General features: G+C 63.8%; 18 protein-coding genes. 9 read left to right on the forward strand and 9 right to left on the reverse strand.

All coding sequences use genetic code 11. From position 1 onward, the window contains the following. Positions 1-17: 17 nt before the first annotated feature. From dnaE to Cth01_RS08330, 7 genes are all read right to left on the reverse strand, one after another. A complete protein-coding gene (gene dnaE / locus Cth01_RS08300) occupies positions 18-3428 on the reverse strand; it encodes a DNA polymerase III subunit alpha (RefSeq protein ID WP_045838930.1) in 3411 nt (1136 codons plus the stop codon). Continuing rightward, the gene (locus tag Cth01_RS08305) at positions 3421-4929 is read right to left on the reverse strand and encodes a DNA polymerase Y subunit UmuC family protein (RefSeq protein ID WP_052703279.1); all 1509 of its coding nucleotides are present in this window, start codon (positions 4927-4929) and stop codon (positions 3421-3423) included. Before Cth01_RS08305 ends, dnaE begins: the two co-directional genes overlap by 8 nt. 1 nt (position 4930) lies before the next feature. Further along, complete coding sequence (gene imuA / locus Cth01_RS08310; protein ID WP_052703280.1) at positions 4931-5854, reverse strand: translesion DNA synthesis-associated protein ImuA; 924 nt, start codon at positions 5852-5854, stop codon at positions 4931-4933. Between the two features lie 268 nt (positions 5855-6122). Then, entirely contained in the window at positions 6123-7475 is a 1353-nt protein-coding gene (locus tag Cth01_RS08315) for an HD-GYP domain-containing protein (protein ID WP_034352451.1), read from the reverse strand. Between the two features lie 197 nt (positions 7476-7672). After that, the gene (locus Cth01_RS08320; protein WP_012838252.1) at positions 7673-8311 is read right to left on the reverse strand and encodes a 3-oxoacid CoA-transferase subunit B; all 639 of its coding nucleotides are present in this window, start codon (positions 8309-8311) and stop codon (positions 7673-7675) included. Between the two features lie 30 nt (positions 8312-8341). Then, complete coding sequence (locus Cth01_RS08325) at positions 8342-8818, reverse strand: DUF3806 domain-containing protein (protein WP_045838931.1); 477 nt, start codon at positions 8816-8818, stop codon at positions 8342-8344. A gap of 3 nt (positions 8819-8821) precedes the next feature. Beyond that, positions 8822-9520 (reverse strand): CoA transferase subunit A, encoded by a 699-nt coding sequence (locus Cth01_RS08330; protein ID WP_003079441.1) that lies wholly within the window; start codon positions 9518-9520, stop codon positions 8822-8824. Positions 9521-9594: 74 nt separating this feature from the next. On the opposite strand from Cth01_RS08330, the gene Cth01_RS08335 reads away from it, so the two are divergent. After that, on the forward strand, positions 9595-10137 hold the full coding sequence (locus Cth01_RS08335) for a PAS and helix-turn-helix domain-containing protein (protein ID WP_045838932.1): 543 nt from the start codon (positions 9595-9597) through the stop codon (positions 10135-10137). A 343-nt stretch (positions 10138-10480) separates the two neighbouring features. Further along, positions 10481-12682, forward strand: coding sequence for a catalase/peroxidase HPI (gene katG / locus Cth01_RS08340; protein WP_045838933.1), 2202 nt, complete (start codon positions 10481-10483; stop codon positions 12680-12682). Positions 12683-12788: 106 nt separating this feature from the next. Here katG and Cth01_RS08345 read toward each other — a convergent pair whose 3' ends face one another. Beyond that, entirely contained in the window at positions 12789-13037 is a 249-nt protein-coding gene (locus Cth01_RS08345; RefSeq protein WP_034352444.1) for a hypothetical protein, read from the reverse strand. 155 nt (positions 13038-13192) lie between these two features. Between Cth01_RS08345 and Cth01_RS08350 the strand changes: the two genes are divergently transcribed. The 5 genes from Cth01_RS08350 to Cth01_RS08370 all read left to right on the forward strand — a co-directional run bounded on the left by Cth01_RS08350 (position 13193) and on the right by Cth01_RS08370 (position 19094). Continuing rightward, complete coding sequence (locus Cth01_RS08350) at positions 13193-13663, forward strand: CopD family protein (RefSeq protein ID WP_004340685.1); 471 nt, start codon at positions 13193-13195, stop codon at positions 13661-13663. Positions 13664-13883: 220 nt separating this feature from the next. Continuing rightward, positions 13884-14459, forward strand: a complete 576-nt coding sequence (locus Cth01_RS08355) for a MarR family winged helix-turn-helix transcriptional regulator (protein WP_012838247.1) — start codon at positions 13884-13886, stop codon at positions 14457-14459. Between the two features lie 61 nt (positions 14460-14520). Beyond that, the gene (locus Cth01_RS08360) at positions 14521-16005 is read left to right on the forward strand and encodes an efflux transporter outer membrane subunit (protein ID WP_045838934.1); all 1485 of its coding nucleotides are present in this window, start codon (positions 14521-14523) and stop codon (positions 16003-16005) included. A 149-nt stretch (positions 16006-16154) separates the two neighbouring features. Then, positions 16155-17465: an HlyD family secretion protein gene (locus Cth01_RS08365; RefSeq protein ID WP_045838935.1), complete on the forward strand. Its 1311-nt coding sequence runs from the start codon at positions 16155-16157 to the stop codon at positions 17463-17465. Between the two features lie 15 nt (positions 17466-17480). After that, positions 17481-19094: a DHA2 family efflux MFS transporter permease subunit gene (locus Cth01_RS08370; RefSeq protein ID WP_034352435.1), complete on the forward strand. Its 1614-nt coding sequence runs from the start codon at positions 17481-17483 to the stop codon at positions 19092-19094. Positions 19095-19163: 69 nt separating this feature from the next. On the opposite strand, the gene Cth01_RS08375 is transcribed toward Cth01_RS08370, so the two are convergent. Beyond that, positions 19164-19493 carry a hypothetical protein gene (locus Cth01_RS08375; protein ID WP_012838243.1) on the reverse strand — a complete coding sequence of 110 codons (330 nt, stop codon included), beginning with the start codon at positions 19491-19493 and terminating at the stop codon, positions 19164-19166. A gap of 150 nt (positions 19494-19643) precedes the next feature. Between Cth01_RS08375 and Cth01_RS08380 the strand changes: the two genes are divergently transcribed. Continuing rightward, a complete protein-coding gene (locus Cth01_RS08380) occupies positions 19644-20756 on the forward strand; it encodes an MBL fold metallo-hydrolase (RefSeq protein ID WP_045838936.1) in 1113 nt (370 codons plus the stop codon). A gap of 157 nt (positions 20757-20913) precedes the next feature. Continuing rightward, positions 20914-21894, forward strand: coding sequence for a helix-turn-helix domain-containing protein (locus Cth01_RS08385; protein ID WP_045838937.1), 981 nt, complete (start codon positions 20914-20916; stop codon positions 21892-21894). Positions 21895-21900: the final 6 nt, after the last annotated feature.

Consider the following 21900-nt stretch of genomic DNA (forward strand, 5'->3'; position numbering starts at 1 on the left):
CACCTGCCTCGACAGGCTCAATGAAAATCCCGGCTGTTCAGCCCGACCTCGGCAAACCGCCCCAGCCAGCGGGTCACATCCCTGGCCTTCATCACGACCAGATGGCGAACCGCAGGTTCATCCCCAGTCTGGGCCGCAGGCATATCCCCTGCTGATTCCGGCGTCTCCAGTTGCGGGGCCGTGCTGCGCTGCCAGATGCCCTCCACGGCCAGCAGACGCGAGGCCAGCAACGCAGAGCGCCAGCGGGCAAAGGTCTGACTCCAGACCACCAGGTTGATGACGCCGGTTTCGTCTTCCAGCGTGATGAACAGCGTGCCGTTGGCGGTAGGCGGACGCTGGCGCACGGTAACAATGCCGCAGGCGCGTACCTTCTGGCCTGGCAGCATATGACGCAGCTCGGCTGCGGTCTTCAGCCCATGGCGCGCCAGCCTGGGACGCAGCAAGGCCAGCGGATGGCGGCGCAGGCTCAGACCGGTGGCGGCATAGTCGAACATGATTTCCTCGCCCTCGGCGGCCTGGGGCAGTTCAAGCCTTGGCTCATGAATCGCAGCTTGGGCAAAGATGGGCGGCAGGCTGGCCTGCGCAGCAGCATCCCACATCTGCTGGCGACGGTGACCGGCCAGGCTGCGCAGCGCATCCGCTGCGGCCAGGGCTTCCATATCCGCCTTGTCCAGCCGGGCTCGGATGACCAGATCGCTCACGTCCTTCCACGGAGCCTGCGCAGCTTCCCCCTCGATTCGCAGCGCTGCGGCCTTGCCCAGCCTGGCAACCCGGTTCAGCCCCAGGCGCACGGCCGGCTGGGGCTGGGCCACGCCGCGCATGGCTTGCAGAGGGGCTTCGAGCGTGCAATGCCAGTGGCTATGACAGACATCGACGGGCAGCACGCGCACGCCATGGCGGCGCGCATCCTGCACCAGCTGGGACGGCGAATAAAAACCCATGGGCTGGGCATTGAGCAGCGCCTGCAGAAAGATGGCTGGCTCATGGCGCTTGAGCCAGGCGCTCGCATAGGCCAGCAGCGCAAAACTGCAGGCATGACTTTCGGGGAAGCCATATTCGCCAAACCCCAGCATCTGCGCAAAGATGGCGTTGGCAAATGCGGGGCTGTATTCCTTGGCCAGCATGCCGCCGACAAGCTCGTCTCGGAAGCGATGCACCCCGCCCTTTCGCTTCCAGGCGGCCATGGAGCGGCGCAACTCGTCCGCCCTGCCCGGCGAAAAGCCCGCGGCATCGATGGCGATCTGCATCACCTGCTCCTGGAAAATGGGCACACCCAAGGTACGCTTGAGCGCATTTGCAAGCTCCGGCTTCTCAAGCTTGAGCGGCAGCTTGCGGCGTTCACGCTCACGTGCCAGCAGATAGGGATGGACCATGCCGCCCTGAATCGGGCCGGGGCGCACGATGGCAACCTCGACCACCAAGTCATAGAAAGTGCGCGGCTGCAGGCGCGGCAGCATGCTCATCTGGGCGCGGCTTTCGATCTGGAAAGTACCCACGGTATCGGCCTGGCAAATCATCTCGTAGGTCGCGGCATCCTCCTGCGGAATCTGGTGCAGCTCCCATGGCTCGCCGCGCCAGCGGGCGCGCTCGTTCAGGGCATTGCGCAGCATGGTGAGCATGCCCAGGGCCAGCACATCGACCTTGAGCAGGCCCACGACATCGAGATCGTCCTTGTCCCACTGTATGACGGAGCGCTTGGCCATCGTGGCAGGCTCCACGGGCACCAGGCGCGTGAGCTTGCCCTCGGTCAGCACAAAGCCGCCCACATGCTGGCTGAGGTGGCGCGGGCTGTCCTTGAGCTGCCAGGCCAGCTCTATCCAGAGGCGCAGCCGATGCGCGCCCACTGCGCAATTCATTTCGCGTGCCAGCACCTCGGCTTCCTGGAGCTTGCGCTGCCCCCAGTCTTCGGGCAGTGCTTCGGGCGCCTGGTCCTCCTCTGCCGAATCGGCCGCCTCTGCATGCGTCTGTGCTTGCGCCTGGGCATGCTCGCTGAACCAATACTGCCCCTTAGCCAGGGCATCGATCAGATCGGCAGGCAGGCCCAGCGCCTTGCCCACATCGCGCAGCGCGCTACGGCTGCGCCAGCAACTGACCACGGCCGTGAGCGCGGCGCGGTCGCGCCCGTATTTGTCGTAGATGTACTGGATGACCTCTTCACGCCGCGCATGCTCGAAGTCCACATCGATATCGGGCGGCTCGCTGCGCTCCTTGCTGATAAAGCGCTCGAACAGCAGATTGTTGTTTTCCGGATCTACCGCCGTAATGCCCAGGCAGTAGCAGACCGCAGAATTGGCCGCCGATCCGCGCCCCTGGCACAGAATGCCGACGCTGCGCGCATAGCGCACGATGTCATGCACGGTGAGAAAGTACATCTCGTACTTCTGACCCTCGATCAGCGCCAGCTCTTTGTGCAGTTGATCGTGCACGTCCTCGGGAATGCCCTGGGGATAGCGTCCCGCCGCGCCCTCCCAGGTCAGCCAAGCCAGGGTCTGCGTGGCCGTCATCTCGGGCAGCACGCTCTCCTGAGGATAGTGGTAGCGGATCTCGTCCAGGCTGAAGCTGCAGCGCCCGGCCAGCTCCAGCGTCGCCTCCAGCATGGCCCTGGGATAGAGCGAGGCCAGCCGCAGACGCGAGCGCAGATGTCGCTCGGCATTGGGCTGCAGTGCAAAGCCGCATTCGGCCACGGTGCGCCCCAGGCGTATCGCCGTGACCACATCCTGCAGCGGCTTGCGCGAGCGTGCATGCATATGGACATCGCCGCAGGCCAGCAGCGGCAGACCCAGCGCCGCGCCCGCCTGCTGCAAGGTCTGCAGCCACAGGCTGTCGTCGGGCGCCAGATGCAGCTCCACGCCCAGCCACAGGTTATTTGTCGAAAAATGCGCTGAAACGTTTTCCAGAAGAGCGGTTACAGCTATCAAATCCGATGCATCGAGCTGCTCGCGCTGCGGCAGCAGCAGGCATTCGCAGCCTTGCTGCAGCAGCTTCCAGGGACTGGATTCATCAACCAGATAGTCGCCCTTGCCTGAGCGGCTGCGTGCAGCGGTGATGAATTCACAGAGATTGCCCCAACCTTGCAAATCACGCACCAGCACCACGATCCTGAACGAGCCCCAGGCGAATTCGCTGCCATGGATCAGGTGCAAGTCGCAGTCCCGCGCCGCCTCATGGGCGCGCACGGCACCGGCCACCGAACACTCGTCGGTCAGCGCCAGCGCCGCATAGCCCAGGCTTTTGGCCCGGTGCACCAGCTCGGCAGGCGATGAAGCACCGCGCAGAAAACTGAAATTCGAGAGGCAATGCAACTCGGCATAGGCCAGCGGCCCTCTGCCCATGCCCTGAGCCACGGGGCTGGCCGGTATGGCGACAGGCGGCGGCCCTGCGAGGCGCAGTGCGGCAGCGGGCGGCTCGACCAGGATCTGCTCAGCCATACACGCCTTGCGCAAACCAGCTGGCGGGGCTGGCTGTCATGCTCATCAGGTGTTCGCTACGGGCCCGCTCGCGGTAAATCCAGACATGGCCGACCACGGCGTTATAGGCCACGAAATAGTCACGCACGGCCAAGCCGACCGGCGCGCCGGTCTGGGCATCGGCAAACGCATCGCCAGCCGCATCCCACCAGCCGGACTCCAGCCTGTAGGGCCCGGCCTTGAGCTGCAGTGGCCCATGCCATTGGGGACGATTGTTCTGCACGGGCAAGGCCTGGGGCTGGGGCAGCAGCCAGGGCGGCCACAGGGCTTGCCAGGAGTCGGCACAGCCGGGCTGACGGCGTGGCCTGAAGCCGGCTCCCGCCTCGGCCCTGGCGCTAGCCCTGCTGCCGCCTGGCTTCTGGCTCTGCAGCAGCTTCGCCGCAGCTTGCCAGCACTGCATCTGCTCGGGCCGGTGATCGGCCCGCGGCTGCACCATTTGTACGGCTTCCTCACCCCAGCGGGCGCTCAGGCGTTCCACCCATTCATGCCAGGCCAGACTGTCCGACGGGCTCTGGCCCTGAGCGGCAGGCAGGCAGCTCAGCGGCTCGGCCGCCCAGGGAACCGTCTCCAGCGCCTGCAACTCCAGCATGTCCACGGGGGCGCGCCAGCGCTGCTGGCCCAGGTGCTCACGCAACAGGCGCTGCAAATGCGCCATGCCCTGCGTGGGCTGAGCCGTGCGGATGACAAGCGCTCCCCAAGCCGGCAGCTCCTGGCCGTTGATACGGCGCAGATCATGGTGCCAGCGCAATCGCAGCGCCAGCACCGCATGGTGACGGGCCTGCAACCAGGACTGCAGCGCGCGCAACAGCGGCTGCGCGGCATGGAGCACGGCATCGGCATGGTGAGCCGGGTAACCCAGGTCGTGGCGCAGCAGGAATTGCTGGGGCAGTTGCAGCCAGCCAAGCGGCTGGGGCAGCAGACCATAGGCCTCATCGAGCGCACGCAAGGCCTTGGCTCCAATGCGGCGCGACAGCCCCGCGCGCGGCAATGCTCGCACATCGCCCCAGCTGCGGCAACCCAGGCGCAGCAGCACGGAGCTGTGCTGCTCCAGGGCGCTCAGCGTCCATAGCGGCAGCGCATCGGCATGCAGCGATGACTCGGACATGGACAGGGAAACAGGGACGGAGCCGCAAGGCCGGGCCTGCTGCAGCCGCAGCCGTGCCAAAGCCTGCCAGGCCGTGCCGCCCTGGCCGCGCAGCGGCTGCAATGCCGCATCGCCGCCCCCGGACTCCGGGGGGCCAGCCTGACAAGCTTGCGCAAAAGCACTGTCCAGCCGCGCCAGCAAGACCTCGGCTCCGCCCCAAAGACGCTGCACCAGGCTGGTCTCCATGAGCAAGGCGTCTTCGAGCAAGGCCACACGCGGCGAAAACTCCAGCGCCCACCAGCAGGCACTCTCGGGCACCGGGCTTGACTCGCTCAGGCAGGCCAGAGGCCAGGCCATCCAGTGCTCTGCACTGCCCATCTCATGCCTCCGTCATCCAAGGCGAGGCCGTTGCAGGAGCGGCGACTGTCATGCGCCCTTGCATGAGCATGGCAGCCTCCTCGCTCTGGCGCACATGTCTTTGGGCCTGCGCCTGCAGCACGGGCTGCCAGGCCCACTGCGAAAGCGCGAGCTGTATGGGGCGCTCCAGCAAAGGCCCACGGCGCTTCAGTATCTGTATCCGCAAACCCGGCGCCTGCTGAGCAGCGAAGACTGTCGTAGCTCTCTCCAGTCTCAACCGCAATGCGGCGGGGGAGCTGCGCGACTCGGCCTGCAGCTCCTGCCATAGCCACAGAGGCCGGCCCTGCGAAGCGGCGGCCAGCTGCAAGCGGCGCAGCGTGGACGCGGGAAGTTCGGGCAACCAGGCCAGCACCGCCAGCACATCCCGGCAATGCAGAGCCTGCTCGCAGGCCCAGGCCAGATCCTGGGCACTGCGCCCCGGCTGCACCGCGCACAGCCGCTTGGCGTCAATACCGGCGGCCTGCAATGCCGGGGCAAAAGGCAGATAGGGTGGAGCCACCAGCACCAGTTGGCCCAGCCCTGAATCCGCGCGTGAAGCCGCATGCTGCCGGACACGGGCGGCCAGCGCGGGCAACAGCAAGGCCCACTCCGCATGGCAGTGCGCTGGTTGCTGCAGCTGAATCAAGGCATTGCCGGGCCAGCCGCCGCCCGGCAGCTCGGCATCCAGCGCAGCATGACCGCTGGGCCAGACCTGAGAGCCGGCGCCCGCCTGCCAGTCCGTGCCGCGCCAGACACCGGGAATCTGTATGGTGGACAAATGCGGGCTGCCCGCAGCGGGCAGACCCGGCCGCACGCCCTGCTCTGCACCTGTTTGCTGCCGGACAGACTCCGTCATGCCGGGCGGTGAGCCAGGATGGGCCAAGGATGTCATGGGCTGGGTATGCATGCGAAAGCTCTTGAATACTGTACAAATATACAGTTATTCAAGTTTCCGCGCAAAACAAGGCCTTAATATAGGCAGCAGATACGGTCGACCCTTGTAGATCGGACGTCGTGCGCTATCAAAAATACTTTTTCAGGATGGCGCAAGCAGAGGCAGCAAAGCACACCGCGCTGCGGCGTGATGCACAAAATCTTGAAGAAATACCGGTTTAGCGCCTGCCGCTATCAAACTTGAGGCCAGCCGTCCTGGGCAAAACTCGCAGTCAATGTCCTCAATTGAGCGACTGCCTGTCGGCATTCATGGCCGAGCTGCGGCCTGCCTGCGGCATCAACTGAGCACAGGCCTCGCACCATTCGGCCACGGCGACTTCCAGCGTGGAGCCGCCCTGCCCCAGCGTGGGCCAGCGGCGCAGGCAGTCGTTCATGATGGCCTGCAACTGCCACAGGGCCTCGCGGTTGACCAGGGCCAGCTCGCTCATGCCCAAGGCGTCGTCCTTGAAATAGCTCAGCACGTCCAGCTGCTGGCTGGGGTGAGAGCCTGCCTCGGCCAGCTGTTTCTGCAGTTGCGCAAGACTGGCTTCCACGGCCACCGCCGCCTGCGCATCGGGCATTTGCTGCCAGTGCTCGGGAAAGTCGCGCCTGAGTTCGCTCCATTTGCGCAGCGCAGCCTCCAGGGCCGCAATACTGTGGGAGAACTCGGCCTGCAGCGGCGCCAGTGGCTTGCCGGGACTGATTTCGTCGTAGAGCAGCGGCAGAATCAGGTGCACCAGATCGGCCGGATAGCTCTTGTGGTTCATGCGCAGCATGAGCGACAGGCGCTGGCCCGGCATGTCGGTGAATTTCTCGAAGAAGGCCGAGACCACCTCGGCCAGCAACAGCACCTGACCCATGGGCGAAATGGCGTTGCCCTTGATGCCGCGCGGATAGCCGGAACCATCCATGCGCTCATGGTGCTCGAGCACGGCGATTTCCACGGCGCGCGAATACAGTTCGGTACTGCGCACCACCAGCATGGCGGTGACGGAATGCGCGACCAGATGCTTGCGTTCCTCGCCGCTCAAGCGATGGTCCGGGTCGGTCCAGACCGGGTCCATATAGAGCATGCCTACATCGTGCAGCAGCGCGGCCGTGGCCAGCGGCACGCATTCGCGCTCGGTCCAGCCGTTCTTGAGCGCCAGAAAGATCGCCACCAGCGTCATCTGCAGACTGTGCTGGTAGAGGTCGCTGCGCTGCTCGCGCATGACGGTGAGCTTGAAGGCAATGGCCTGGGGCAGCAGCAGACTCTTGAGCGGCGCCAGCAGACGCTCGATATCGCCGATGGACGCCACCATGCGATGCAGCAGATCGACCTGTTCGCATTGCTGGCGCGCCAGAGCGACCAGGGATGTCACGTCGACCAGGTCGCCCGTGATCAGGTTGGCATCGATCGGGTCACGCAGCTTGTGCATGACCAGACGGTCATAGAGACGACTGTCAACACGTGTGCCTTTGTCCACCAGTTTCATGCCCTTATCGGTATAGATTGCATCGCCTGTCATGACCTCCGTATGCTCGGCCATATCGGTGACTGCGCGCAAAAAATGTACATCGGTCTCGTGCCCTTGCGCACCAGCGTTCTCACTCATCAAAGCGCTCTGTTTCTGTCTGCTCAATCAAACTCGATTGTTGCAGATTGCAATAATTTGTGGGCCACAATTAAAGCAAAAACAGCTTGCATCGCTTGCCCTATCGACCCCGATAGCTATTAATTCTGCCAATGCTGCAGAAAAAGGCGCAAAAAAAGAACCGCCGCAGCGGTTCTTGCCTGGGAGCGCAGCGCCGCTTATTTCAGCAGCGTCACACCCGTCTTGGACTGGATCTCGTCAAAGCTCACGCCATCGGCAAGTTCCACCAGCTTCAGGCCTTCGGGTGTCACGTCCATCACGCCCAGATCGGTGATGATGCGATCCACCACGCCCAGACCTGTCAGCGGCAGGGTGCAGCTGGGCAGGATCTTCAGGTCGGTCGTGCCGTCCTTTTTCTTGGCCACATGTTCCATGAGCACGATGACGCGCTTGACGCCCGCCACCAGGTCCATGGCTCCGCCCATGCCCTTGACCATCTTGCCGGGAATCATCCAGTTGGCCAGATCGCCTTTTTCGGACACCTGCATGGCACCCAGAATGGACAGATTGATCTTGCCGCCGCGAATCATGGCAAACGACTGATCAGAGCCGAAAATGGCCGAACCGGGAAGCGTGGTCACGGTCTGCTTGCCGGCGTTGATCAGGTCGGCGTCGACCTGGTCTTCGGTCGGGAAGGGGCCGATGCCCAGCATGCCGTTCTCGGACTGCAGCCACACTTCCTTGTCACCCGTGTGGTTGGCCACCAGCGTGGGAATGCCGATACCGAGGTTGACGTAGAAACCGTCTTCGAGTTCTTGGGCCGCGCGCGCGGCCATCTGGTCTTGGGTCCAGGGCATAAGAGCCTCCTGAATAAATCTTGATTGACGTTATTGGTAGTCGCCGGAGTCGATCATGGGCTGCAGGTGCGAAACCACACCATCGAGCAAGTGCAGCAGATCGACGCTCTGGCCGTCTTCGAGCCGTTTGAGGACCATGTCGCGAGCCCCCACCTGGATGCTGGTTTCGCGGTAGCGCACAACGGGGTCGGTTCCCCAGTCGTCGCTCACCATATGCCAGTCCATGTCGTCCATTTCGCAGCTCAGCGCGTCCCCCAGCACCACGCCCAATCCTCGGGCCAGCAACAGGTTGTCGGCCGACACCAGGCCTCGATCGAGCAACTGCTGCAACTGCGCCAGGCCAGAGCGGTCCATGCTCCAATCGCTCAGCCCCAGTTCACGGGCCGCGACCTGGCACACCAGCAAGCGTTCGAGCTCCAGTTGCTCCAGCTCCTGCGCAGCCAGCGCACGAAAGACCGGTACATCGGCCTGGGCGGCAGCCTCGGGCGAATAGGACGTATCCGCCATGTTTCAGGCTTCGCGCACAGTGCGCTTTTCGATGCGCTTTTCGGGATTGGCGTTGTGCACGATGCGGTGCACATAGATGCCGGGCAGATGGATGTCGTCGGGAGCGATCTCGCCCACTTCCACCAATTCCTCGACCTCCACCACGCAGACCTTGCCACAGGTGGCTGCCGCAGGGTTGAAGTTGCGCGCCGTCAGGCGGAACTGCAGATTGCCGCTCTTGTCCGCGCGCCAGGCCTTGACCAGGGACACATCGGCCACGATCGCGTGCTCCATCACATAGGTCTCGCCATCGAATTCGCGCAATTCCTTGCCCTCGGCCACCAGCGTGCCCACACCGGTCTTGGTGAAGAAGGCGGGAATACCGGCGCCGCCGGCACGCATCTTCTCGGCCAGCGTGCCCTGAGGCGTGAATTCCAGCTCCAGCTCACCGGCCAGGTACTGGCGCTCGAACTCCTTGTTCTCGCCCACATAGCTGGAGATCATCTTCTTGACCTGGCGAGTGTCCAGCAGCTTGCCCAGACCAAAGCCGTCCACGCCGGCGTTGTTGGATGCCACCGTGAGGTTCTTGACGCCGCTGGCGCAAACCGCATCGATCAGGGCCTCGGGAATGCCGCACAGGCCGAAGCCGCCAACGGCCAGTAATTGCCCGTCGGACACCACGCCCTGCAGCGCCGCTTCTGCGGATGGGTAGAGCTTTTTCACACATGTCTCCTTGAAATTGGATGCGCTACGATACTACGTACTTAAGTAAGTAGTTTTTCGTAAAGAGCAGTACCATGGTTGTGGATTACCGGCTGGCGTTCGACGCCGCCCCTGTAGGTCTCGTCATCTCGCGCAACCGCATCATGATTGACTGTAATCGGCAATTGTGTGAAATGTTCCATGCATCGCGCGAAGTACTCATAGGACAGACCTTTCAGGTGCTTTATCCCAGCGTTGACGAATACGAGCGCCTGGGCGCGCGCATTGCCCCGATTCTCAACACCACAGGCATCTATTCCGACAACCGCATCATGAAGCGCGCCAATGGCGAGGTGTTCTGGTGTCATGTCAGCGGCCGCACGCTGGACCGAAACGATCCCCATGCCTCGGGCATCTGGAGCTTCGAGGACCTCTCTGCCCATCGCCCCGTCAAGGCCGAGCTCACGGGCCGTGAACGCGAAGTCGCTGCGCGCCTTCTCGAAGGCATGACCAGCAAGGAAATCGGCAAGGCACTGGCCATCAGTCATCGCACCGTGGAAATCTACCGCGCCCGGCTGATGCGCAAATACAGCGCCTCCACCGCAGCCGATCTGGTGCACAAGCTGGTAGCCGGCTGAGCCGCTGCCACAGCTGATGCCAGGTAGGTCAACGACCTGATTTGATGGCTCATGCTTGTGTAAACAGGCAGGCTCGCATACGCTCAAAAAGTCACAGTCTCAGTCACTTTGCGAAGTATCTGAACCCGACTTTGCGTCGGCTCAAGACTCGACCCACATTTCTTCCTATGGCGCTGCTTAGTAATTTCAATAGCACAACACGCCCTTCAGGCCAGCCGCGCACCGATAATTCATCTCAACCAATCGCAAATAGCTATTGAGTTTAATTGATTGATATCAATCATTGATTGATATCTGTTTCCTGGACCTACCGACCTGTCGGATCGTTGAAACGGAGAGCCCCATGACTACTGAATCCAAGTGCCCCTTCCACCAAGGACAGAACAGCGAAACCGCCGCCGCAGGCAACGCCACCAGCAACAAGGACTGGTGGCCCAATCAGCTGCGCGTGGATTTGCTGAGCCAGCACTCCGCCAAAAGCAACCCCTTGGGTGAAGACTTCAACTACGCCCAGGCTTTCCAGAAGCTGGACTATGAAGCCGTCAAACGCGACCTGCGTGCCCTGATGACCGACTCGCAGGACTGGTGGCCTGCAGACTTCGGCCACTACGGCCCTCAGTTCATCCGCATGGCCTGGCACGCCGCCGGCACCTATCGCATTCAGGACGGTCGCGGCGGCGCCGGTCGCGCCCAGCAGCGCTTTGCCCCGCTCAACAGCTGGCCCGACAACGTCAACATCGACAAGTCGCGCCGCCTGCTGTGGCCGATCAAGCAAAAGTACGGCAACCAGATTTCCTGGGGCGACCTGATGATGCTGTGCGGCAACGTCGCCCTGGAAACCATGGGCTTTCGCACCTTCGGCTTCGGTGGCGGTCGCGTGGACACCTGGGAACCCGATCAGGATGTGTACTGGGGTGCAGAGAAGGAATGGCTGGCCCCCACCCAGAACCCGCACAGCCGCTACAGCGGCGAGCGCGACCTCGAGAACCCGCTGGCCGCCGTGCAGATGGGTCTGATCTATGTCAACCCCGAAGGCCCGGACGGCAATGGCGACCCCCTCTCGGCCGCGCATGACATCCGCGACACCTTTGCCCGCATGGCCATGGATGACGAAGAAACCGTGGCGCTGATCGCCGGTGGCCACACCTTCGGCAAGACCCATGGTGCGGGCCCCGCCAGCCATGTGGGTGCCGAACCCGAAGCCGCCGGCCTGGAAGCCCAGGGCCTGGGCTGGGCCAGCAGCTACAAGTCCGGCAAGGCCGGCGATGCCATCACCTCGGGCCTGGAAGTGACCTGGACCCAGACTCCTGCACAGTGGAGCAACTTCTTCTTCGAGAACCTGTTCAAGTATGAATGGGTGCAGGAAAAAAGCCCTGCGGGTGCCATTCAGTGGGTTGCCAAGGACGCTGGCGATGTCATCCCCGACGCGCATGGCGGCCCCAACAAAAAGCCCACCATGCTGACCACCGACCTGTCGCTGCGCATGGACCCGGCCTACGAGAAGATCTCGCGCCGCTTCCTCGAAAACCCGCAGGCTTTTGCCGAAGCCTTTGCCCGCGCCTGGTTCAAGCTGACCCACCGCGACATGGGCCCGCGTGCACGCTATCTGGGCCCAGAAGTCCCCCGGGAAGAGCTGATCTGGCAAGACCCCATCCCCGCCGCCAAGCATGAACTGGTCAACGACGCCGATGTGGCCGCCCTCAAGGCCAGGCTGCTGACATCGGGCCTGTCGGTGCAGGAGCTGGTGGCCACGGCCTGGGCCTCGGCCTCCACCTTCCGCGGTTCGGACAAGCGCGGCGGTGCCAACGGTGCCCGCATCCGACTGGCTCCGCAAAAGGACTGGGCCGCCAACAACCCTGCGCAACTGGCCAAGGTACTGGGCAAGCTCGAGGAAATCCAGCGCGAATTCAACAAGGCTGCCGAGGGCGACAAGCGCATCTCGCTGGCCGATCTGATCGTGCTGGCCGGCAGCGCGGGCGTTGAAAAAGCAGCGGCAGACGCTGGCGTGAAGATCAACGTGCCCTTCACTCCCGGCCGCGGCGACGCCAGCGACGAGCAGACCGATGCTGAATCCTTTGCGCCGCTGGAGCCCAAGGCCGACGGCTTCCGCAACCATCTGCAAGGACGTTTCCCGGCACCTGCCGAAGCCCTGCTGATCGACAAGGCCCAGCTGCTGACGCTCACGGCCCCCGAGATGACCGTGCTGATCGGCGGCCTGCGCGCCATCAACATCAACACCGCCGGCAACCACGGCGTGCTGACCCAGACTCCGGGCAAGCTGACGAACGACTTCTTCGTCAACCTGCTGGACATGGGCACACAGTGGCAGCCTCTGGAGGATGGCAACTACGAAGGCGTGGACCGCAAGAGCGGCGCCAAGAAGTGGACCGGCACCCGCGTGGATCTGGTCTTCGGCTCCAACGCCATTCTGCGTGCCGTGGCCGAGGTCTATGCTGAAAAGGGCAACGAGCAGAAGTTCTACCGGGACTTCGTCGCTGCCTGGGTCAAGGTCATGGAACTGGACCGCTTCGACCTGAAGAAGTAACAGGGCGCGCCGGGGTGAAAGCCCCGGCTCCAGGAAAATCCAAAAAGAAAAAGCTGCCAGCGCCTGTCAATCAAGCGCTGGCAGCTGTTTTTTCAGGATCAACACATCACATCTCCAGCTCGACCGCTTCCTGCGACAGATCCCAGCCCAGCACAAAGACTTCGTAATGATTTTGCCCGCTGTCATCGCTCCAGACCTCCGGGCCGAACTCGCTCATATTGCCGTTCAGACTCTGTCCTTCACGCAGCGCGCTGGAATCGGTCTGCTCGGCCAGCACAAAGCGGCCGTTGTCGGTGCGCAAGGCAACCCGCCCGGAAGACTGCTTGAAGGCGACGACGGTGGCTTGTTCTGACATAAGGACTCCTGCGCCATTGCTGGCTGTTGTGGATTACAGCCAAGTCTAATCAGACCTGGGCAAAGCGAAAGTCCTGCTATTTCGGCCTGTGTGTTCCACCCGTAGGACGATCTCCGTTAGGCTTGCGATGTCTCCCCAATCAAGCCCCACAAACCATGCTTTTCATTCTGTTCAAACTTCTGCACCTTCTGGCCATCATCATCTGGGTAGGCGGCATGTTCTTCGCACATTTCTTTCTGCGTCCTGCCGTCCAGGGACTGCAGCCGCCCGAGCGCGTGACGCTGATGCACGGCGTGCTGCAGCGCTTTTTTGCCTGGGTCCTCGTGCTGGTGGTCGTCGTGCTCGCCACCGGCATCGGCATGATAGGCAGCATTCACGCCATGGCCGCCCAGGCCGGCGGCCAGTTCAATATGCCGGTCAACTGGATCGTGATGAGCATTCTGGGCCTGGTGATGATGGCCGTGTTCGGTCATATCCGCTTTGCGCTGTTCAAGCGCCTGGATGCGGCCGTGCAGCTCAAGGACTGGCCTGCAGGCGGCAAGGCGCTGGAGAGCATCCGCAAATGGGTTTCCCTCAATCTGGCCCTGGGCCTGGTGATCGTGGTCGTGCTGCGCGTGCCGCTCTGAGCCTGAAGCAGCCTTCAGCAAGCCCGGTCTTCATGGCCGGGCTTTTTTTATGAGTCCGACAAGGCTCTAGCGCATACCAACAATGCGCAAACTGCTTTTGTTTTCATAGCAACAAAAACAGAGACTACGCAGGCAGATCCGGCTCCATTCAAAACCTTGCTGACATTTTTTTGCAACTGCACAATAATTGCCGACTCAATCATTGACCAAGCAAATATTGGTGGCGCCATTGCAAAACCAGACCGACCCCATCATCGACCCGCAGGACGAATCCAGCTTCTTCTATCAGGCAGGGGTCTACGCGCCGGACAAAAGCATTGGCTTTCTCATGCGGCGCGTGCTCAGCTCCATCCTGCAGCTGGCCGACGCCCAGCTGGCCGAGCAAGGACTGACCTATGTGCAATGGCTGCCGCTGTACAAGCTGCTGATCTGCGCCGACACCAATAGCAGCACGCTGGCCAAGGACCTGGGCATGGACCCGGCTTCGGTGACGCGCGCGCTGGACCGCATCGAGGCCAAGGGGCTGCTGCGCCGCGAGCGCTCCACCACCGACCGGCGCGTGGTGCATCTGGTGCTCACCGAGGAGGGACGCAGCGTCGCCACCCAGGTGCCCAAGGTTCTGACCAAGGTGCTCAACGGCCATTTGCGCGGCTTCAGCCACAGCGAATGCACGCTGATGCTGTCCATGCTGCAGCGCATGCTGGTCAACGGCGATGCGCTGCGAGAGGCCCTGACCCAGGAGCCAGGCAAGCCCCCCATCCAAACGAACGAGGCAGGCCGCGACCCCGGGGACTAGGCTGGCCTGCTGCCTACTTTTTTCACCGCCCTATTTCAATAAAAACCACTGGCACTTTTCCATGACCTCTAGACCTTCACGCAAAACCGCCACCGAGCGCGCCGCCGGCCGTTCGCTGCTGACAACCGCAGCACTGGCCGCCGTTCTCGCACTGGCAGGCTGTGCCTCGCAAGGGCCCACGCACCAGCCGCTGGCACGACTGGGCTCGGCCGATGTCGGCCTGAACGGCTCCGCCAGCCTCAGCGCTGCGGACGCCACGGCACTCGCCTCCTCCCAATGGTGGACAGGTCTGGGCGATGCCCAGCTCAATCAGCTCATCGATCAGGCCCTGGCCGGCAGCCCCAGCCTGGCCGCCAGCAACGCCCGCTTTGAAAAAGCCGCAGCTCTGGCCACGGCCAGCAGCACGGCCAGCGATGTGCGCGGCACGCTGAGCGCCGACGCCACACGCCAGCGCTACACGGCCAACGGCATGATTCCCGCCCCCATCGCGGGCAATATCTACAACAGCGGCAATCTGCAGGCTGGTCTGTCCTGGTCGCCCGACTTCTTCGGCAAGCACGGCGCGGACCTGCAGGCCGCGCTGGGCCAGGCACGCGCCGCCAAGGCCGACAGCGCTGCTGCCGCCAACCAGCTGGCCGCACAGGTAGCACGCAGCTATATCGCCCTGGCCCGGCTGATTGCCCAGAAGGAAGTGGCAGAACGCACGCTGGGCCAGCGCCAGTCCTTGCTGAACCTGAGCGAGCAGCGCACCCGAGCGGGCCTCGACAGCCAGGTGGAGCTGACCCAGGCCCAGGCCGGCATGCCCGATGCCCAGACCCAGATCGAGATGCTTGGCGAGCAGATCACGCTGGCGCGCCGCACGATTGCCGTGCTCTGCGCCCAGGCGCCCGATGCGCAAAATGCGCTCTCGCCCAGACTGTCGGTGCTGCGCATCCAGCCCGTGCCGCAGGCTCTGGGCGCGGATCTGCTGGGCCGCCGCCCCGATGTGGTGGCCGCGCGCTGGCGCGTGGAAGCGGCCACGCAAGGCATTGAATCGGCCAGGGCCGACTTCTACCCCGATGTGAATCTGACCGCCTTCGTGGGCCTCAACGCGCTGGGCCTGGACAATCTGCTGCAAGGCAGCTCGCGCCAGATGGGCATCACGCCTGCGCTGCGCCTGCCTATCTTCGACGGCAAGCGCCTGCGCGCCCAGTTGCGCGGCAAACAGGCCGATCTCGACACCGCCATCGCCCAGTACAACGGCGCCGTGCTCGATGCCGTCAAGCAGGCGGGCGACGCGATAGCCACCGTGCAATCGCTGCAGCGCCAGCAGCAGCTGCAAACCGAGTCGCTGTCCAAGGCCGAACGGGCCTATGACTTTGCCGTGCAGCGCTATCAGGCAGGCCTGGGTAGCCAGATCACCGTGCTCAACACCGAAACCCAGCTCATCAACCAGCGCCGTCTGGCCGTAGACCTGCAGGCGCGCGAGCTCGACACCCGCGTGGCCCTGGCCGCAGCCCTGGGCGGCGGCTGGAGCGACGACACCCCGGCTGTTGCCCTGCAATAAACATCGGGCTAAAAAAATCAATAGCTGCTATCGCTTTGCCATCAATGAACTCAAGGCAAAAACACACTCAATTCTTTTATTGACAAGCACTAGCAGCTCCTCTTTTTCAATAGCGCAAAACCGCTTCACAGATAACAAAGCGCCCAATCATGACCGACACCAAGCCTACTCAGAACGCTCCCCAAGCTCCTGCGGCAGCTACGCCCAGCGCCAACCCTGCGGGCCGCCGCAAGGGCCTGACCATCGTGGCGGCCGCTGTCGCCGTGGCCGCCATCGCCTGGGGCGGCTGGCACTGGATGGTGGCCCGCAACTACCAGACCACGGACAACGCCTATGTGGCCGGCAACGTGGTGCAGATCACGCCCCAGGTCGGCGGCACCGTGATCAGCATCGGTGCCGACGATACCGACTATGTCCGGGCCGGCCAGTTGCTGGTGCAGCTGGACCCTGCCGACTATCTGGTGCAGCTGGCCCAGGCCGAGTCGCAGCTGGCCCAGACTGCGCGCCAGACCCGCACCCTGTATGCCAACAACGCCCCGCTGGCCGCCCAGGTGGCCCAGCGTGAAGCCGATCTGCTGCGCCTCAAGGCCGATGCCGCCAAGGCCAACGACGATGTGGCGCGCCGCCGCCCGCTCACGGCCACCGGTGCCGTGGGCAAGGAAGAGTTTGACCATGCCAAGGCCCTGGCCACGGCTGCCAGCAACGCCGTGGCGGCCGCAGAAGCCGCCGTGCGTGCTGCCAAGGCCCAGCTGACGGCCGCCGAAGCCCAGACCAAGGGCACGACGGCCGAGGACTTCCCCGCCGTCATGGCAGCCGCAGCCAAGGTGCGCGAGACCTATCTGGCCCTGCAGCGCACGCGGCTGATCGCGCCCGTGGACGGTTTTGTGGCCAAGCGCGGCGTGCAACTGGGCCAGCGCGTGGCCGCCGGCTCACCGCTGCTGACCGTGGTCGATCTGCACAAGCTCTGGGTGGACGCCAACTTCAAGGAAAGCCAGCTGGCCGATCTGCGCATGGGCCAGAAGGTGGAGCTGACCGCCGACGTCTACGGCGACAAGACCACGTACGAAGGCAAGGTCGTGGGCCTGGGCGCGGGCACGGGTGCGGCGTTTGCACTGCTGCCCGCGCAGAACGCGACCGGCAACTGGATCAAGGTGGTGCAGCGCGTTCCCGTGCGCATCAGCCTGGAGCCCGAAGCGCTCAAGCAGCACCCGCTGCGTGTAGGCCTGTCCATGGACGCGAAGGTCGATATCCGCGACAAGGACGGCCAAGCCCTGGCCAGCACGCCGCGCAGCGAGCCCGTGGCCCAGACCACCGTCTATGACGGCAGCCTGGCCCAGGCCGAGCAGCGCATCCAGCACATCATCGCCGGCGACAAGCTGCCGGCACTGACCCAGCTGGCCGATCTGCCCGTCCAGGCCCCGGCCGTGCCCGCCCAACCCGCTGCCCAGCCTGCGCAGTAAGACGCGGAATCAGCCATGACTTCCTCGACTTCTGCCAATCCCGGAGCGGGCGCCTCGCCACCGGCTCCGGCGGCCCGCCCCATGCCGCCAGCCATAGCCCCGCTCAAGGGCGCGCAGCTCGCCCTGGGCACGCTGGCACTATCGCTGGCCACCTTCATGAACGTGCTGGACTCGTCCATCGCCAACGTGGCCATTCCGGCTATCTCCGGCGATGTGGGTGTCAGCCCCAGCCAGGGCACCTGGGTCATCACCAGCTTTGGTGTGGCCAATGCCATCTCCGTGCCGCTGACGGGCTGGCTCACCCAGCGCTTCGGCGCCGTGCGCCTGTTCACCATGAGCGTGCTGCTGTTCGTGCTGACCTCCTGGCTCTGCGGCTTTGCCTCCTCGCTGGAGATGCTGGTGCTGTTCCGCGTGCTGCAAGGCGCCGTGGCCGGCCCTATGATTCCGCTGTCGCAGACCCTGCTGCTGTCCAGCTATCCGCCCGCCAAGGCCGGTGTGGCGCTATCGCTCTGGGGCGTGACCACGCTGGTCGCTCCCGTGGTCGGGCCACTGCTGGGCGGCTGGATCACGGACAATATTTCCTGGCCCTGGATCTTCTACATCAATGTGCCCGTGGGCCTGCTCTCGGCCCTCATGACCTGGAGCATCTACCGCAACCGCGAAACGCCCACGCGCAAGCTGCCCATCGACACCGTGGGCCTGTCCCTGCTCGTGCTCTGGGTGGCGGCGCTGCAGCTGATGCTGGACAAGGGCAAGGAGCTGGACTGGTTTGCCTCCAATGAAATCATCGCCTTTGCGGTGATCGCTGTCGTGGCCTTTGCCGTATTCGTGGTCTGGGAGCTGACCGACGCCCATCCCGTCGTCGATCTGCGCCTGTTCAAGCGTCGCAACTTTGCGGCCGGCTCGATCGCGCTATCGATCGCCTACGGCCTGTTCTTCGGCAATGTGGTGCTGCTACCGCTGTGGCTGCAGCAATGGATGGGCTACACCTCCACCTCGGCCGGCCTGGCCCTGGCGCCGGTGGGCCTGCTGGCCATCCTGCTCACGCCCATGGTGGGCCGCAAGGTCGGTGTCTGGGATCCGCGCAAGATGGCCACGATTGCCTTCATCGTGTTTGCCATGGTGCTGTGGATGCGCTCGAAGTTCACCGTGGAGACCGACTTCGCCCACATCCTGATTCCCACGCTGATCCAGGGCGGCGCCATGGCCTTCTTCTTCATTCCGCTGACTACCATCACGCTGAGCGGACTGACGCCGGACCGCATTCCGGCCGCAGCAGGCCTGTCCAACTTCGTGCGGATCACCGCGGGCGCCATGGGCACCTCGATTGCCACCACGCTCTGGGAAAGCCGGGCTTCCATGCACCATGCCCATTTGACCGAGCTGCTGGTGCAAGGCCAGGGCACGTTTGCCAGCACGGTCAGAAACCTGCAGGCAGCGGGCATGAGTGCCGAACAGGCCTATGCCCAGATCAACCGGCTGATCGATCAGCAGGCCTTCACGCGGGCCGCCGACGACATCTTTCTGGCATCGTCCTTTCTGTTCCTGAGCCTGATCGTGCTGATCTGGTTCACCAAGCGCCCGGCCTCTGCCGCAGGAGCCGCCGACGCGGCCGCCGGCGCACACTGATTAACTTCAGAATAAATTGGCTGATAACGCTTGAATCACAAGCGTTATCAGCTATTTTTTTGATAGCTCCTAAGCGCCATCAGCCTGCTTGTCCAGGCGCCGCAAAAACACCTGCAACTCCTTGACGACCTGGGCATCGCCCTTGGCCTGGGCGCAGCTCAGCCCTTGCTGCCAGGCGGCTCGCGCCGCCTGCGCATCGCCCAGCGCCAGCTCCACCTTGCCCAGCTGCTTCCAGGCAACGGAGTATTCGGCATCCAGTGCCGTGGCCTTGCGCAGATGCTCGCGCGCCACGGCCATCTGCTCGTCGTCGGCATAGGCCTTGCCCAGGGTATAGCGCAGCAGCGCACCGTCCTTGCCGGCCGCCAGCATGCTCTCCAAATTGTGAACCATGGGATTCATGTGTATTTGCTCCTCGGACAGCGAGTGTCGCATCCGCCCCGAGAAAGCACCTGAATGGCCGTGCCTGTGTTACGGCCTCTTGCAAGCCGGCTCTTGCAGCGCTGCAAACCATCCCAAACTGCGGCCAATGTCTTACTAAGGCGCCCGATCTTGTTTCGCAAACCAAGTCTCTCCACCTCCATCACCGACTACGAGGACTCGCCCCAGTATTCGGGCGGGCGTTTTCGCAACACGCATCCGCGCCCGGCCAACAGCCCCAAGCCCGATGCCGGGACGCTATGGAAGTTCTTCTTCAACAAGCCGGCCGATTCCCAGCCGGGCAAGGCGCTGCCCGTTTTGCCGCTGAGCACGACCGAGTTGAACCTCGCGCCCGAACGCAGCCTGTATCGCCTGGGCCATTCGACACTGCTGATGAAGCTGCGCGGCGGCTGGTGGCTGACGGACCCGGTGTTTTCCGAGCGCGCCTCGCCGCTATCGTTTGCCGGCCCCAAGCGCTTTCATGCCCCGCCGATTGCCCTGGACGAGTTGCCTGCCTTGCGCGGCGTGCTGCTCTCGCATGACCACTACGACCATCTGGACCGCGCCACCATTCGCGTGCTCGCGCCCAAGGTGGGCGTTTTTCTCTGCCCCTTGGGAGTGGGAGACAGACTGCTGGCCTGGGGCGTGCCAGCCGACAATATCGTGCAGCATGACTGGTGGCAGGGCAGCGAGGTCGACGGCCTGCGCTTCACGGCCACGCCGGCCCAGCATTTCTCGGGACGCAGCCTGCGCGACGGCAACCGCACGCTCTGGGCGTCCTGGACCATAGAAGATCGCCAGGCCGACAGGCCGCTGCGCGTCTTCTTCAGCGGCGATGGCGGCTACTTCGACGGTTTTGCCGAAATCGGCAGGCACTTCGGCCCCTTCGATGTCACGTTGATGGAGACCGGCGCCTACGACGCTCACTGGCCCTATGTCCATATGCATCCGGCGCAGACCGTGCAGGCACACCGGGATCTCGGCGGCCAGTGGCTGCTGCCCATACACAACGGCACTTTCAACCTCGCCATGCATGCCTGGTGGGACCCCTTCGAGCAGATCCTGAGCCTGGGCAGGCAGCACGGCATAGAGATCGCCACGCCCATGATGGGCGAGCGCCTGGACCTGAACGCTCCGCATGCGGGTTCAGCCTGGTGGCGCGCCTGCGCCGACATGAAAGCGGATGCGGACTCCCCTTCTTCAGCCGGCAAAGCAAAGCGGCTGGATTCGCGCCCTCAGCCTTGATGCATGCAGGCGTCGCGACCATGATTTGCGACCTGCCACCCCGTAACTTCACGGAGCGAGGCGCAAACATGGCATGTTAGAGTTTGCTCGGCACTGCCGACATCTACTGACTCCACTTGGTCGGCACACACTATAAGAACCTGCCAAGGAGACCCCCATGCCCTCGCTTGCGCCATGTGCGGTGAACCGGATCGCTACGGATGCCTTTCCCGCCAGCCAGCGCCTGGACCAATGGGAAGCCTATAACGCTTCTTTTCTGGTCGGATTGCGCTGCTCATCCTACGCCGACGAAGGTCTGAACGCGCGGCAGAGCAATATGCGCTTGGGCCAGCTGGCCCTGGCAGACATCGACGGCAATGCCCATGTCATCGAGCGCACGCCACAGCTGGTGCGCCAGCATCCCAAGGAGTCGGTTTTCGTTTCACTGGTGCTCAGCAGCGGTGCCTTCTTCTATCAGGAGCGCAGCTGCATCCATCTCGCTCCGGGCGACTTGGTGATCTATGACACCCGGCATGCCTATCTGTTCGGCTTCACCCACCAGATGCACCAATTCCTCGTGGATACGCCTGCCGACTGGTTCTACCGCAACTGCAGCCGCGCGCAACTTCCCGGCCCGATCTGTGTGTCGGGGGCGACGGGCAGCGGACGCGTGCTCAATCACGCGTTCCAGAAGCTGGTAGGCAATGCCATGGCCCACCCCGAAAGGGTGGACCAGGATCGCATGCAGTTCGAGGCCTGCGACCTGCTGCGCACCATGCTGGCTGGAGAAGCAGCAGGCAGCAGTGCACTACGCGCCTCCCACCTGCTGGCCGCGCGCGCCCATATCGACCAACACCTGCACCGCCACTCGCTGGATGCGAGCGAAGTCGCTTCCGCCTCAGGTGTCTCCCTGAGGCACCTGAACCGGCTGTTGCAGGCCGAGGGACACAGCGTGACCGAGCTGATTCTCGTGCGCCGCCTGGAACGTGCAGCCATGGAATTGCGCCAGACTGCGCTGAACCGCTACAGCATTGCCGAGATCGCCTACCGCTGCGGCTTTGCCAGCCAGGCCCACTTTGCACGCAGGTTCCGCTCACACCATGGCATGACGCCCACACAGATGCGTGCGCAGCACGGTCAGCTACGTGCCATGACTTAGCGGCAG

Origin of the sequence: Comamonas thiooxydans (assembly GCF_000964545.1) — a bacterium.
GTDB lineage: Bacteria > Pseudomonadota > Gammaproteobacteria > Burkholderiales > Burkholderiaceae_C > Comamonas > Comamonas thiooxydans.

Coding starts and splice junctions, on each gene's coding strand:
- Cth01_RS08325 (WP_045838931.1), bottom strand. CDS start 8,818: ATGGCGGATACGTCCTATTCGCCCGAGGCTGCCGCCCAGGCCGATGTA.
- Cth01_RS08360 (WP_045838934.1), top strand. CDS start 14,521: ATGACCTCTAGACCTTCACGCAAAACCGCCACCGAGCGCGCCGCCGGC.
- Cth01_RS08305 (WP_052703279.1), bottom strand. CDS start 4,929: ATGGGCAGTGCAGAGCACTGGATGGCCTGGCCTCTGGCCTGCCTGAGC.
- Cth01_RS08385 (WP_045838937.1), top strand. CDS start 20,914: ATGCCCTCGCTTGCGCCATGTGCGGTGAACCGGATCGCTACGGATGCC.
- Cth01_RS08345 (WP_034352444.1), bottom strand. CDS start 13,037: ATGTCAGAACAAGCCACCGTCGTCGCCTTCAAGCAGTCTTCCGGGCGG.
- Cth01_RS08375 (WP_012838243.1), bottom strand. CDS start 19,493: ATGAATCCCATGGTTCACAATTTGGAGAGCATGCTGGCGGCCGGCAAG.
- Cth01_RS08350 (WP_004340685.1), top strand. CDS start 13,193: ATGCTTTTCATTCTGTTCAAACTTCTGCACCTTCTGGCCATCATCATC.
- imuA (WP_052703280.1), bottom strand. CDS start 5,854: ATGCATACCCAGCCCATGACATCCTTGGCCCATCCTGGCTCACCGCCC.
- dnaE (WP_045838930.1), bottom strand. CDS start 3,428: ATGGCTGAGCAGATCCTGGTCGAGCCGCCCGCTGCCGCACTGCGCCTC.
- Cth01_RS08370 (WP_034352435.1), top strand. CDS start 17,481: ATGACTTCCTCGACTTCTGCCAATCCCGGAGCGGGCGCCTCGCCACCG.
- Cth01_RS08315 (WP_034352451.1), bottom strand. CDS start 7,475: ATGAGTGAGAACGCTGGTGCGCAAGGGCACGAGACCGATGTACATTTT.
- Cth01_RS08365 (WP_045838935.1), top strand. CDS start 16,155: ATGACCGACACCAAGCCTACTCAGAACGCTCCCCAAGCTCCTGCGGCA.
- Cth01_RS08320 (WP_012838252.1), bottom strand. CDS start 8,311: ATGCCCTGGACCCAAGACCAGATGGCCGCGCGCGCGGCCCAAGAACTC.
- katG (WP_045838933.1), top strand. CDS start 10,481: ATGACTACTGAATCCAAGTGCCCCTTCCACCAAGGACAGAACAGCGAA.
- Cth01_RS08335 (WP_045838932.1), top strand. CDS start 9,595: ATGGTTGTGGATTACCGGCTGGCGTTCGACGCCGCCCCTGTAGGTCTC.